The 11,785-nt window shown below is 70.0% G+C and carries 16 protein-coding genes; 1 reads left to right on the forward strand and 15 read right to left on the reverse strand.

All coding sequences use genetic code 11. The features are described from left to right. Positions 1-60: 60 nt before the first annotated feature. From HNQ61_RS23950 to HNQ61_RS24020, 15 genes are all read right to left on the reverse strand, one after another. The gene (locus HNQ61_RS23950) at positions 61-915 is read right to left on the reverse strand and encodes a lipoprotein N-acyltransferase Lnb domain-containing protein (protein ID WP_170038602.1); all 855 of its coding nucleotides are present in this window, start codon (positions 913-915) and stop codon (positions 61-63) included. Positions 916-991: 76 nt separating this feature from the next. Further along, positions 992-1,822: a hypothetical protein gene (locus tag HNQ61_RS23955; RefSeq protein ID WP_170038600.1), complete on the reverse strand. Its 831-nt coding sequence runs from the start codon at positions 1,820-1,822 to the stop codon at positions 992-994. Between the two features lie 179 nt (positions 1,823-2,001). Beyond that, positions 2,002-2,901 carry an NAD(P)H-hydrate dehydratase gene (locus HNQ61_RS23960; RefSeq protein WP_170038598.1) on the reverse strand — a complete coding sequence of 300 codons (900 nt, stop codon included), beginning with the start codon at positions 2,899-2,901 and terminating at the stop codon, positions 2,002-2,004. Continuing rightward, a complete protein-coding gene (locus HNQ61_RS23965) occupies positions 2,898-3,659 on the reverse strand; it encodes a histidine phosphatase family protein (RefSeq protein WP_170038596.1) in 762 nt (253 codons plus the stop codon). The genes HNQ61_RS23960 and HNQ61_RS23965 overlap by 4 nt, the downstream gene beginning before the upstream one ends. Before the next feature lie 155 nt (positions 3,660-3,814). After that, the gene (locus tag HNQ61_RS23970; RefSeq protein ID WP_170038594.1) at positions 3,815-4,576 is read right to left on the reverse strand and encodes a hypothetical protein; all 762 of its coding nucleotides are present in this window, start codon (positions 4,574-4,576) and stop codon (positions 3,815-3,817) included. Between the two features lie 168 nt (positions 4,577-4,744). Next, complete coding sequence (locus HNQ61_RS23975) at positions 4,745-4,927, reverse strand: hypothetical protein (RefSeq protein WP_170038592.1); 183 nt, start codon at positions 4,925-4,927, stop codon at positions 4,745-4,747. 34 nt (positions 4,928-4,961) lie between these two features. Beyond that, on the reverse strand, positions 4,962-6,113 hold the full coding sequence (locus tag HNQ61_RS23980; RefSeq protein WP_170038590.1) for an NHL repeat-containing protein: 1,152 nt from the start codon (positions 6,111-6,113) through the stop codon (positions 4,962-4,964). A 5-nt stretch (positions 6,114-6,118) separates the two neighbouring features. Further along, positions 6,119-6,472, reverse strand: a complete 354-nt coding sequence (locus HNQ61_RS23985; RefSeq protein ID WP_170038588.1) for a hypothetical protein — start codon at positions 6,470-6,472, stop codon at positions 6,119-6,121. Continuing rightward, complete coding sequence (locus HNQ61_RS23990; RefSeq protein WP_170038586.1) at positions 6,469-6,654, reverse strand: hypothetical protein; 186 nt, start codon at positions 6,652-6,654, stop codon at positions 6,469-6,471. Before HNQ61_RS23990 ends, HNQ61_RS23985 begins: the two co-directional genes overlap by 4 nt. Before the next feature lie 274 nt (positions 6,655-6,928). After that, on the reverse strand, positions 6,929-7,204 hold the full coding sequence (locus tag HNQ61_RS23995) for a hypothetical protein (protein WP_170038584.1): 276 nt from the start codon (positions 7,202-7,204) through the stop codon (positions 6,929-6,931). A 199-nt stretch (positions 7,205-7,403) separates the two neighbouring features. Beyond that, positions 7,404-7,649 (reverse strand): pinensin family lanthipeptide, encoded by a 246-nt coding sequence (locus HNQ61_RS24000; protein WP_170038582.1) that lies wholly within the window; start codon positions 7,647-7,649, stop codon positions 7,404-7,406. 296 nt (positions 7,650-7,945) lie between these two features. Beyond that, complete coding sequence (locus tag HNQ61_RS24005; protein WP_170038580.1) at positions 7,946-8,518, reverse strand: 2OG-Fe(II) oxygenase; 573 nt, start codon at positions 8,516-8,518, stop codon at positions 7,946-7,948. 57 nt (positions 8,519-8,575) lie between these two features. Continuing rightward, the gene (locus tag HNQ61_RS24010; protein WP_170038578.1) at positions 8,576-8,941 is read right to left on the reverse strand and encodes an MGMT family protein; all 366 of its coding nucleotides are present in this window, start codon (positions 8,939-8,941) and stop codon (positions 8,576-8,578) included. 24 nt (positions 8,942-8,965) lie between these two features. Continuing rightward, positions 8,966-10,174 (reverse strand): P1 family peptidase, encoded by a 1,209-nt coding sequence (locus tag HNQ61_RS24015; protein WP_170038576.1) that lies wholly within the window; start codon positions 10,172-10,174, stop codon positions 8,966-8,968. A 128-nt stretch (positions 10,175-10,302) separates the two neighbouring features. Beyond that, positions 10,303-11,013 carry a DJ-1/PfpI family protein gene (locus tag HNQ61_RS24020; RefSeq protein ID WP_170038574.1) on the reverse strand — a complete coding sequence of 237 codons (711 nt, stop codon included), beginning with the start codon at positions 11,011-11,013 and terminating at the stop codon, positions 10,303-10,305. Positions 11,014-11,192: 179 nt separating this feature from the next. Here HNQ61_RS24020 and HNQ61_RS24025 point away from each other — a divergent pair. Next, the coding region (locus tag HNQ61_RS24025) for a transposase domain-containing protein (RefSeq protein ID WP_184430779.1) at positions 11,193-11,785 on the forward strand (593 nt) is incomplete at its 3' end.

Below are 11,785 nucleotides of genomic sequence, written 5' to 3' on the forward strand. Positions count from 1 at the left end.
CACGGCTCATCCGTCGGGGGACCGGCGGCGCGGTTCCGTCGCCGGCGTGCGGACCGGGGTTCATCGCCCGCCCGCCACGCGGATGCGCGCGGAAAAATCCGGCTTTCCGGCCGCGGCCTGCGCGCGCGCGTTGATGCGGAACCGCTCGCGCGCCTGCTCCAGCGGCAGATCCGTATCAATCAACCCATGCTCGTACGCCAGCTCATCGGAGTAGCCGGGGAGCAGGATGTCGATGCCGAACGGAATGCGCCGCGAGGCGATCTGGTTCACCGGGTCCAGGATGTTGGTGGTGCAGTTGTTGGTGAACGTGTTGTAGAAGTCCGGCCGGCTTTCCAGCGCCTGCGCGCGGCGCATCATGGCCACGAACAGGGCGCGCGCCTGCGCCGGCGTGGCACGGACGGGAAACAGGTATACCGGATCATTCCACGTCACCGCGCGCAACCCGATCACGTCGCGCTCCTCGCCGATCACGTACATCAGTTCGTACTGCCGCAGCGCGCCCTTCCACACGGAATACTCCTCGTCCGCCTCGCGCCGCGCCTCCACCGACACGCTCACGTACTGCGAATCAGAGAAGCTGAACGAGAGAAAGCTGTGCGCCGGCCCGCGCCAGTCGGGGTTGAACGGCGACAGCACGAACCACACGCGCTCGATCTTGTTCAGGTCGTAGCGGCGGTCGCGGTACCCCGGCGTAAAGTCCGTCGGCGAGCGAAAGGTGAAGTCGCGCACGTTGCGGACGGTCACGATGCTGTCGGAAACCGCCACGCGCGGCAGCACGCTCTGCTCGGTGCGCCACGTACGCGCGTGCGATGGCCGCGTGCTCAGGCGCAGCGCCGCCCAGCCCACGGCGGCGGCCGCGATCAGGCAGAGCAGGGCATTGCGCGTCCAGCGCAGCAGTCGCGGCAGAGTCTTCAATGGATGGGAAACGGATCAGCGGGGGAGGATGGATGCGACCACCGTCGGCCGCGCGAGCGGCGGCCGACGGTGGAGCTCACTCCTTGGAGCGCGGCGCGGCGAACCGGTCCAGCATGTTGAGGTGCGCGCGGACGGCGTCGCGGCCGCCACGGCGGAAGATGCGCAGCAGCTGCTTGTACTTGTCGTTGAACCAGTGCCCGGTGTCCGACTGCCACAGCCGCTTGGCCAGAAAGTACGTCAGGTCGTTCACCTGGCGCGCCTGGGTATTGCGGTCCTCCGCCTCCTCCGGCTCCATCAGCTCCACGGAGTACGAGGCGCCCACGGGCACCAGCAGCAGTTGCGCGTACGGCTCGCCCGGGCGGAACACGTGCGCCTCGCCGGGCGCCGGAGCGCGGAAGACCGCAAAGAACATCGGCGGCCAGAAGCGCTGCAGGTGGCCGGGCAGCGCCAGGGGCACGTCTCCGCCGCGCTCGGTAAAGTAGCGGGGATGCGGGCCCAGGCGCAGGGCGTACCCCGGCGGCGGAAGCAGGTCCAGCGCCGTCGCCATCCCGTAGTGCCCCGCCGCGAACTGGCCGAACGGATGCGGCAGTCCGGCCTCCTCCATCTCGTCCTTGAGCGGACCCTCGAACCGCACCTTTCCCTCCTCGCTGCGCACCGTGCACCCGTTGCGGTACGGGTACACGAGTTCCAGCCCGTACGTGGCGCCTTCTACGAACGGCTGGCAGTGCCACGGCATGGCCGGCGCCCCGTCCCCGCGCTCGGTGGACTGCCCGGCCCACCCAGGAATCTGCAGGCGGATGGGGCGCGGCGGCGGCGCGCCGTACGTGGTGCGCCAGCGCAGGGGGATCTCGGGGCCGGAGCCGCGGACGTCCGCTTCCTCCGCCGCGTGTGCGGGCGTGTCGCTCATGGCGGGATGGGTGGATGATGAACGGCGGGGAGTCCGCCCCCGCGCGTGGCGGAAAGCGGATGCCCGCGACGGGCGGATGCGGGCCGTCCATCCCGGGGATGGGGCGGACGGCCCGACATGATCGCCGGGCGCGGGCGGATTGTAAAGCGGGATGGATGATGATCGATGGAAAGCGCGGCTCAGCCCTCTCCGTCGTCTTCAGACATCCGGTGCAGGATCGCCGGCACCTCGGCCGGCAGTTCGCGCGCCAGAAAGCCGACCGCGCCGGTGCGGCGGGCCAGCGCGTTGCCCGCCTCGCCGTGCAGGTACACGCCCCACACCGCCGCCGTCACCGGCTCCGCGCCGCGCGCCAGCAGCCCCGCCACGATCCCGCCCAGCACGTCGCCGGAGCCGGAGGTGGCCAGCCCCACGCCGCCGCCCTCGTACTGGTACGCCGTCCCTTCCGGGCCCACGATGATCGTCCGCGGCCCCTTGAGCGCCACCACCGTGCCGAAGCGCGCCACCGCGGTGCGCGCTGCGGCCTCGGGATCGGCCTCCACGTCGTCGCGTTCCATGTCCAGCAGCTGCGCCATCTCGCCCGCGTGCGGCGTCAGCACCACGCGCCCGTCCAGGTGCCTGGCCGCGTCCGCGTCCTCGCGCAGCGCGGCCAGGCCGCCCGCGTCCAGCACCACGGCGGGGTGCTCCAACTCGCGCAGAATGCCGCGGGCCAGGCGGGCGGCCGCGTCCTCATCCACCAGCCCTGGCCCCACCAGCAGCGCATTCACTCGATTGGCGCGCTCGGCAATCTCCTGCGCCGCGCGCGGGCTGATGCTGTCCGGCTTGCCGGGATGGCCAAAGACGCGCGCCTCCGGCACCGCGATCGCGACGGCGACGGACACGGCGTGCGTGGTGGCCAACTGCAGCTTTCCCGCGCCGGCCCGCATGGCCGCTTCGGCCGCCAGCAGCAGTCCGCCGGGGTTTTCCGCGCAGCCGCCCACCAGCAGCACGCGCCCGCGGGCATCCTTGTCCGCCTCGTCGTCCAGCGAGGGAAGCGCGAGGCGGCGGAGCGACGCGGGGGTGACCTGAATGGGCTTGTTCATCGGGCGGCGACGGCCTCGTCCGGGCGGGTGGTGACGGGCGCGCCCGCCACTTCCAGCGGCGCGACAAAATTGAACCGGGTGAGCTCCATCTTGCCCTTGGGCCCCAGCCGGGGATTGAACTCGTACGAGGTGACCGAACAGTTGGCCACCTCCTGCGCCGCGTCGATCCCCAGGATTTCCGCCTCCGTCATGCACTCCAGCAGGTAGCGCATGCAGAGGACGACGACCTGGTGGCAGACGATGAGGACGCGCTCCTCGCGCTGGTGCAGCGACAGCGTGTCCAGCGCGCTGCGCAGGCGGAGGATGACGTCGCACCAGCTTTCGCCGCCGGGCGGGCGATGGTAGAACTTGCCCAGCAGGCGGCGGAATTCCGCCTGCTCCGGAAAGCGCTCCGCCACGCCGCCGCGCGTAAGCCGGTCCAGGATGCCGAACTCCTTTTCGCGCAGCCGTTCATCCGCGTCGATGCCCAAGTCCGCGGAAAACCCGCCCGCCTCGCGGATCAGCTCCGCCGTCCGCCGCGCGCGCAGGTACGGCGACGCCAGCACCACCGTCGGCCGCTCGTGCTCCGGCATGGCGGCGAACCAGCGGCCCAGCGCCGAGGCCTGCTGCTCTCCCAGCGCGCTCAGCGGCACGTCCACGTCGCGCTCGGCGATGGCGATTTCCGACAGTCCGGCCAGGTGCGCCGCGTCACTCGCCACATTTCCCGCGCTCTGCCCGTGCCGCACGATCCACAGCACGTCCGGCCACCTTCTCTCCATCCCGACTCCCTCGCGTTGAGCGTTGGCGCCGCGAGGGGTCAAGGAGCGTACCAGCCCGTGCACGCGGCCCGTGCGAACCAAAGCCGCCGTGTCCGATCAGTCAGATTGACGACATTGGGGGGCGATTCAGAAGCGAGCCCGAATCCCATCGCCGCTCAGGGCCCGCGCAGCCGGGCGTCGTCGATGCGGTCCAGCACCCGCAGGTTGCTGAGGGTGAGGTCGAAGAAGGGCTCGCCGTTCTGCAGGATGGTGATTCGCGCGGGCCAGCGGATGCCGGCCGCTTCCAGCGTTCCGCGCAGCCACACATCCTGCCGCACGGGCTCGCCGCCCTCCGCGTTGTCGATGGTAGTCCGCAGGTGCGAAAGCCGACCGTCCCCGTCCACGAACAGGTCGATGGCGGGGCGGCCCGGCCGCTCCGCGCGGAATCCGCGCTGCCCGGTGGAGTCGGGCGGGATGGCGGTAAGCGTGACGTCCGCGTCGCGCAGCGGCACCAGCCGCATCACGTCGTACAGATAGAATTCGTCGCGTTCGCTGGCGAGCATGGCGGCGGGCATGGGCGCAAACGACGCGGGCGACCACAGCCATCCGCGCGGCGCGGCGACGACCAGCGCGCGCATCGTCTGCGGCCCGCGCGTGACGTCCCACGTGGCAACGACGGCGGTATCGGGCGCCTGCACGGCCCAGTTTCCCGCGATGCGCACCGTGCGGCCGCCGCCGTTGATGGTCGCTTCGCCGTCCCACGTGAGCGCGCGGGCCCGCTCCAGCGCCTGCGCCCCGCCCGCCTGCGTGATCGCCCGGTCCAGTATGTCGCGCGGACCGCCACCCGACGCGCGGCCCGCGGCCGCGCTACCGGCGGCGCCGGCCATCACCAGCATGGACAGGGAGATACGGCGGATGTGGATGAATCGCGAGATCATCGGCATTCGTGCGCGGCGGGGAACGTCGGGCGTAAACTCATCCAACGTAGCGCGGAGGGAACGCGGCGCCAGACTCTTGTGAACAGGCGGGGGCTGATCATCCCACGAACGGCGAAAGCGGGCTCCGGAGATGATCCGGAGCCCGCTCACTTCATCTCAGGGAAGCGATCACGTCTGCGTGGGGCAGGGGACCTCGTGCTCGGCGCAGTAGGTTTTTCCGGCGATGACGGTGCAGGTTTCCGCATAGCACCTGCGGATCTGCGCCTGCAGATGCCCCGCGGCGGAGATGACACCGCTGAGCGCCACCACGGTGCCGAGCGCCACCAGCGTGCGGAATCCCGGTTTCATCATGATAAAAGGCTTTCTTTGGATGAACGGTGTGAGGCTACGTTGCGGGGCTGCGCTGATACCGGTCCAGCCGTACGATCTCGCGCTGCTCGTCGTCCAGCGAGGTGCTCAGAATCCAGTCCGGGCCGATCTGATGGATGGTCAGCCGTCCCGGAAGGGCGAGTTCGGAAAGGAGGGCGCCCTCCGGCGAAAAGACGCGCCAGCGCGAGGTTCCGTCCCACTCGTGGGGGAGCGACGCGTCCTGCACCCAGATGTTGCCGTCCGTATCCACCAGCATGCGCTCGTACGGCGGCAGGGTCTTGGGATACGGGATGCGAGCGCGGACGGCCGTCGTCTGGGGATCGTCGCGCTCCCCGCCGCCGACGGTGACCATCCGCGCCCAGTAGTCGCGAATGTCGTCGGGCGACACCCTGCGCGGCGTCCACGCGCGGCGGATCAGCTCCCGCTCGTCCCCCGCGCCCTGCACGGCGCGAATCCGGTACTCCTCGCCCGTGCCGAACAGAAGGCTGTTTCCCGCCACGGCCGCGACGGTCCGCCGCCCGAACGGCAGGTCCTCCGCCACGCGCCCGGTCGTCCCGCGCGAGTACGAGTAGCGCTCTCCCGACCGTGCGACCTTCACCGTGTCCATCACCCGGCCGTCGGGCGCGACGCGGATGAAGCGCAGCGTGCCGCGCCATGGCCGTCCTTCCGCCGCGGTGGTGGATGGCTGGTTTTCGACGGCCACGAGCAGGCTGCCGTCCGCGTACTGGCCGGTCACGGAGGGAAAGAGCGCGCCGCCCAGCTCCGGCGCGGCGGAACGGACGAACTTTCCACCCGGACCAAAGACGGAAAGCCGGCCCGAATCCCACACCAGCAGGCTGTCCGCGCGCGTGCCGATCCACGTGGGAAACCGGAGCTCTCCGGGTCCGCTTCCCTTGCGGCCCACGCTGTCCACCAGTCCGCCCCGTCCATCAAAGATGCGGATCTGCCCGGCGCCCGCGCTGGCCACCGCGATGCGCCCGTCCGCCATCCGCAGGGCCGAAGTGGCGATGTACAGCGCGTCGGCGCCGTCCCCGCCGCCGATGCGCACGGCCGGCTCAGGCGCGAGCGTCCACTGCGCGACGGGACCATCGGCGGGTGCGTCGTCCCGGCCGGCGCACGCGGCCAGGAGTGCGGAAACCAGCGCGATCGCCAGCCTGCCACGAGCCAAAGCGGTCACAGCTGCGGCAGGGCGGCGTTCGGGGCCGCCTGGTACCGCGCCCGCAGAAGGTCGGCGGTGCGGAGCAGCTCGCCCATCCTGTCCGGCTCGGCGGCAAGGACGCGCTCGAGGTTGGCCGGCTCCAGTTCCCCCGCGGCGATGCCGCTGGCCAGTTGCTGGTTGCTGCGCGTGAGTGCGTCGATCGCTTTCACCGACACGCCTGTGCGCGCGGCGAACGCCTCAACCGCAGCCGGCGCCGGGGAAACCGCCACCGGAGCCGGGCGCTCGCATGCGCCCAGCAGCGAGGCCGCCGCCAGCACGACGAGCGCGCCGTGCGTCCGCGCCGCCGTGCTGAAATGGCGCGGGATCATGTGGCCTCCGGGCAGGCAACTTCGCGCACTTCGCAGACGCGGGTTCCGTTGGGGAAAACCAGGCAGTCCTTGAAGAAGCACTTGGTCTGCGCGTGCAGCAGAGCCGCGCCGGCGGGTGCCCCGATGGCCACGGCGAGCAGCAATGCCGCAGCACCGCCACGGACCCGTCGAGAAGTCTTCATGCAACACCTTGTGAAGCGAGAATCAATGCCGCCGTATCGAGTGTCTACAAAGTACAGGTTGGCGAATGATTCCGCAAGTAACTTCGTAAAATGTGTGTTTGCCCCTGCGTGGGGAATTCCGTTTTTCTCGGTGACCTGTTTGGCCCGGTCGGTTGATACGACCTTTCATGAGCAGAAACCTCCCCGTACGAGCAGGCGCACGGGAGGTTCAGAGTGGGTCAGCAGCGCGCGGCGGGAAGATTCTCCGCCGGTTTTGCGGCGCAATCCGTGCGGGTCAGACGTTCAGTACGCCGACCGGTTGGCGGGAGGCGACGCTCTGCGGCATCGCGGGCGCGCCGGCGGTCAGCAGGCGTTCGGTGAACTCGACTTTTTCGCGCATCTCGGAAAGCTCGATGCGAAGCTGCGCCACTTCTTCCGCCAGCGCCGCGGTTTCCGGCAGCGGTCCCCGGACCTGCGCCGGAGCCTTGATCGCGGCGACCAGGCGCGTCGCCATCCCCAGAAGCGGGATGCACAGCGCGAAAATCGGGATCATCAGCGGAGAAATCTCCATCGGTCCGTCTGCTCCAGTCGGGTTTGTTCGTCGTCAGTCCTGCCGTGCGCAGTCATACGGCGCGGCCCACGCAAAGATTCGGGGGATGGCGGAATGCCGATCAACCTTCGCCCTTGAACAAGCGAAGGGCCGGACTCGCGCGAGTCCGGCCCTTTTCCGTCATCCGTGCCCCGCGCCGTGAACGGCGCGCGGCCAGAAATCAGGCCTCGCCGACCGGCTGGTCGATGATGAAGCAGCGCTCCGGACACGCCGTGTTCTGCGAGCAGCCGTACGTGCAGTCGAAGTTGGGGTCGGTCGGGTAGCAGGGCGCCAGGATGGAGTTGCACTGCAGCCGCGACACGGGCTGCGGCGCGATGGCGTTGCCCTGCACGGTGCCGCGTTCCGACGAGATGGCGGAGGTCTCGAACGACGTGACCTCGAGCGTGTCCAGCGAGAGCTTCTTCATGATTGGGATCTCCGGCGGGAGTCTGCCGTCCGCGGGCTGCGGGGCGGCGTGGCTGAAGATCATATATTAACGGCGTGAAATGCGCAACGTAAAATGCCTGTGGGGCAGAAGATAGGCACACCGTAGACACCCTTTTGCGCCGTCGCGGATGTTTCCCCGCGTGGCCGGCCCCAATCGCGGTTTCGCACTGCGCGGCGACCGCGCTCCACAAACGATGCGTTCGCATGATGGCGCGAACCGGATCCGTCGTGGACGCTGCCGGTCTGTCCTGCCGCGCGCGCGGGGCGGTGATCCGGCTACCGGAACCAGGTTGCGATCGTGTAGCGCACGCCGTGGGTTACAGGCGTGACCTCGTGCGTCGTTTCCGCGCGAAACGTGACCAGCGAGCCGGGACGGCCCTCCGCCGCCACCTGCACCGGCGGACCGGTAGACGGGCCGTGAAAGACCAGCGATCCGCCGCCGTACGTGCCGGGCGCGTCCTGTTCCGCGCGGTGGCTGAGAAAGATGACCGCGGACACGCGCCGGAACCGCGAATCGTCGTACACCATGGGCGTATTGCCATCCTGGTGCGGGACAAAGAAGTCGCCCGTCTCATACCGCAGAAACTGCGGATCTTCGCACTCGCGGAGCTCCACGCCGAAGTGCGCCCCGATCTCCGCCGCGCGGCGCATGAGCGTGTCGCGGACGCGCGCGCGGGTCTCGGGAGAAACGGCCAGGCGTGTCGTCTTACGCACGGCCGGCTGCACGCGGCCGCCGGGATCGGCGCTCAGCACCGTCGCGGGCGCGCCGCCGATGCGGTCCAGTTCCGCGACAATTTCCGCGCGCGCCGCGTCATCCAGAAAACCATCGATTTCGTAGAGGTCGATCATCGGGCGGAGGCGGGAAGTGGTGGGGTGGGGTGGATGAGATGCGCGGTCGGACGATCCTCAGTCCGGGGTGCCCGGCGCGTCCGCCGCGCCGTCATCGGGCTTCCAGCGATAGCGCTTGAGGGATGTGCGGCCGTTGGCGTCAAAGTGCAGCCCCTCTGCTTCCAGCAGCGAGCGCTGAACCAGTTCTCCGCCCGGCCATGCGCGCCCGGTGCTGATGCCGCCCTTGTGGTTGATGACGCGGTGCCACGGAACGGCGCTGTGCTGCGGCAACGCGTGCAGCGCGTACCCCACCAGCCGCGCGTGCTCCGGCATCCCCGCGAGCGCGGCCACGTCGCCATAGGTGAGGACGTGCCCGGACGGAATGCGCCGCACTACGGCAAAGATGCGGTTGTGCGTGCCTTCCGAGTCGCGGCGGATACCCATGCGGTGCAGCCCGTTGTACGCGGGTCAGGGCCGCGCGCCGGGCGGCAGCGTCCGGTCCCACCCCAGGGCGTTGTAGCGGCGCAGGATTTCCAGCGTCCGGTCGATGGGGAGCGCCTCCACGGTGGCGGCTCGCGTGCGGACGGTGGTGGCGCGGAAGAGCGAGTTGTACACGGCTTCCTCCGCCGCCTCGGCCGCGGCCTGAAACAGCGGCGACATGGCGTCGTTCGGCAGGTCGGTGATGGCGCGCGGCGCCGATCCGGTGCGCCGCCGCACGGAATCCGCCGTGGAAAAGGCGATCACATAATCGCCCGAGCCGTTGGTGAAGCTGCCGCCCGTCCGCGCGATTCCCGCCAGGGCGCGCATGGCCACGCGGTCCAGGCTGGCGGCGCTGAGCGGCGCGTCCGTCGCCACCACGATCATCACGCTGCCGTCGGCGCGCTCGCGCACGGGGTTCATCGCGGTGCCGGAGGGCGGCGCCGCCTGCAGCTGGCGCTGAAAGGCGAACTGCCTCATTTCCCGCCCGACCGGCGCACCGTTGATGGAGAGCACGCCGCCGTAGTTGGTCTGCACCAGCACGCCCACCGTGTAGCCGCCCAGCGACGCGGGCAGCCGGCGCGAACTGGTGCCGATGCCGCCTTTCCAGCCAAAGGCGACCGTTCCCGCGCCCGCGCCCACGTTCCCCTCCGCCACCGGCCCGGCGGACGCGCTCTCCAGCGCGGCGGTCACGTGCTGCCACGCCACGGGGCGCAGGCGGATGGCGTTCAGCACGCCGTCATTGGTCTCGCCCACGACGGGGTTGATGGAGCGCACGTCCTCCATCCCCGGGCGCGCCAGCATCCAGCCAACCATCGCGTCCGCGGCTTTCCAGACACAGAGCGTGCAGGTGAGCAGAATGGGCGTCTCCAGTTCGCCCAGTTCATCCACCTGCGTGCTTCCCAGCAGCTTGCCAAACCCGTTGCCGACATGGATGGCCGCCGGAACGCGCTCGTGGAACAGGTCGCCCCCGTGCGGCAGAATGGCGGTCACGCCGGTCTGCACGCTGTCGCCTTCGGTGATGGTCGTTTGCCCCACGCGCACGCCCGCCACGTCGGTGATGGCGTTCAGCGGCCCGGGTGCCAGCACGCCGACCACCACGCCGGCCTCGCGCGCACGCGGCCGCTCGGGGGCGCGCTGGCCGTACGCGGGCGCGGCGACCACGCCGAGGGCGAGAATGACAGTCGCGAACAGGCGCATCGTGGCGGGATGTGAAGGGTGAAAGTCGTCCGGATGGAAGCCAACATTGCGGCCCGGGCCCGCGCTGCACAAGCAGGCGGGCCCGGGCCGGTCATCGATCGTCCTCTTGGAACCGAGCGCCTCGCGGTTCAGCTGGCCGGCGCGGCGGGAAGCAGGGGACAGCTCTGCGCGGGCTCCAGGCGGGCGTTGACCGGCGGATCGGGAAAGTACTGGATGCTGATCTGCACCTGCTCGGCAACCTCTCTGCCGAACAGCATCAGCACCAGCTGCAGCGCCTCGTCCAGCCCGGCGCTGATGCCGGCGCCGGTGACGCGGGTGCCCAGGGCGCCGGGCGCGGGCTCTGGCGGGTCCACCACGAAGCGCGGCCAGCGGTCGTCGGTTCCGCCCACGGGAATGATCTTGCCGAACCGGTCGAAGCAGGGGAGAAAGGCCCAGTGGGTGGTCGCGTGGTAGCCGTCCAGCAGCCCGGCGGCGGCCAGCAGCATGGCGCCTTCGCAGACGGAGGTGACGAAGCGCGCGCCCTCGCTCCACCGCCGCAGCGCGTCCAGGTAGGGGCCGCCCTTCATCAACTCGTGCAGGGCCTGCACGCTGCCGCCGGGCACCCACAGCACGTCCAGCGCGGCTACGGCGTCAAAGGTGGTTCCGGGCACCAGCGGCATGCCGAAGCGGCAGGGCACCGGATTCACGGTTTCGGCCATCACCAGGACGTTGACCGTGCACTGGTCCGCCACTTCTTGCGCCATGGTGCTGAAGATTTCGTACGGCGCGACGACGTCCAGCGGGTCGATGCCCGGGTAGATGGGGATGCCGATGGTCAGCGTCGTGGTCTCGTTCGTCATGGCGCGTCGAGGGTGCGGGGGGGGTGCGGTTTCCGGATGGATCGGGTTCGGTCCCGGGGCAGGCTGGGGCGACTGAAGTCGCGGCAACAACGGCGCAAAGTCCGCCTTCGCGTAATACCATTCACTTTGAGCTCCCGGAGTGTTATCGTGAAATACAGATCTCAGCCCGGGAGAGCGGAATGGCGCGTACGAAGCAGCTTCGGCAGGAAGAGAACCGGCTGGCTGACCTGATGAATATCGGCGTGCTCACCACGCGGTTCCCGATGGACCAGGTGCACGCCATCCTCAACCAGACCGGCCGGGCGAGTGAACGGGTGCGTGCGCTGCCCGCGCACGTCCTTGTTTACTACATCATCGCGCTGGGGCTCTTCCGGCCGCTGAGCACGCAGGAGGTTCTGCGCGTGCTTCAGCAAGGGCTGAAGGACATCGCGATGCGGACAGGGCGGGTAACGGGCGCCAAGCCGGTGAAGACCGCCGGAGCACCCGCGATCTCCCAGGCAAGGACCCGGCTGGGCGTGGAGCCGGTGAAGCAACTGTACAAGCAGGTGGTGCGGCCGGTAGCGGAGCGCGGCACCGAGGGCGCGTGGTATCGCGAGCGGCTCCTGGTGGCGATGGACGGCTTTACGCTGGAGGTGCCGGATTCGGAGGCGAACCGGACGGCGTTCGCGCGGCCGGAGTCGCCCTCCGGGGGAGAAAGCGCCTACCCGCGAATCCGCGGCGTGGGGCTGGTGGAGGTGGGCACGCACGTGCTGTTCGGCGCGGCGCTGGACAG

It is taken from the genome of Longimicrobium terrae, from assembly GCF_014202995.1.
GTDB lineage: Bacteria > Gemmatimonadota > Gemmatimonadetes > Longimicrobiales > Longimicrobiaceae > Longimicrobium > Longimicrobium terrae.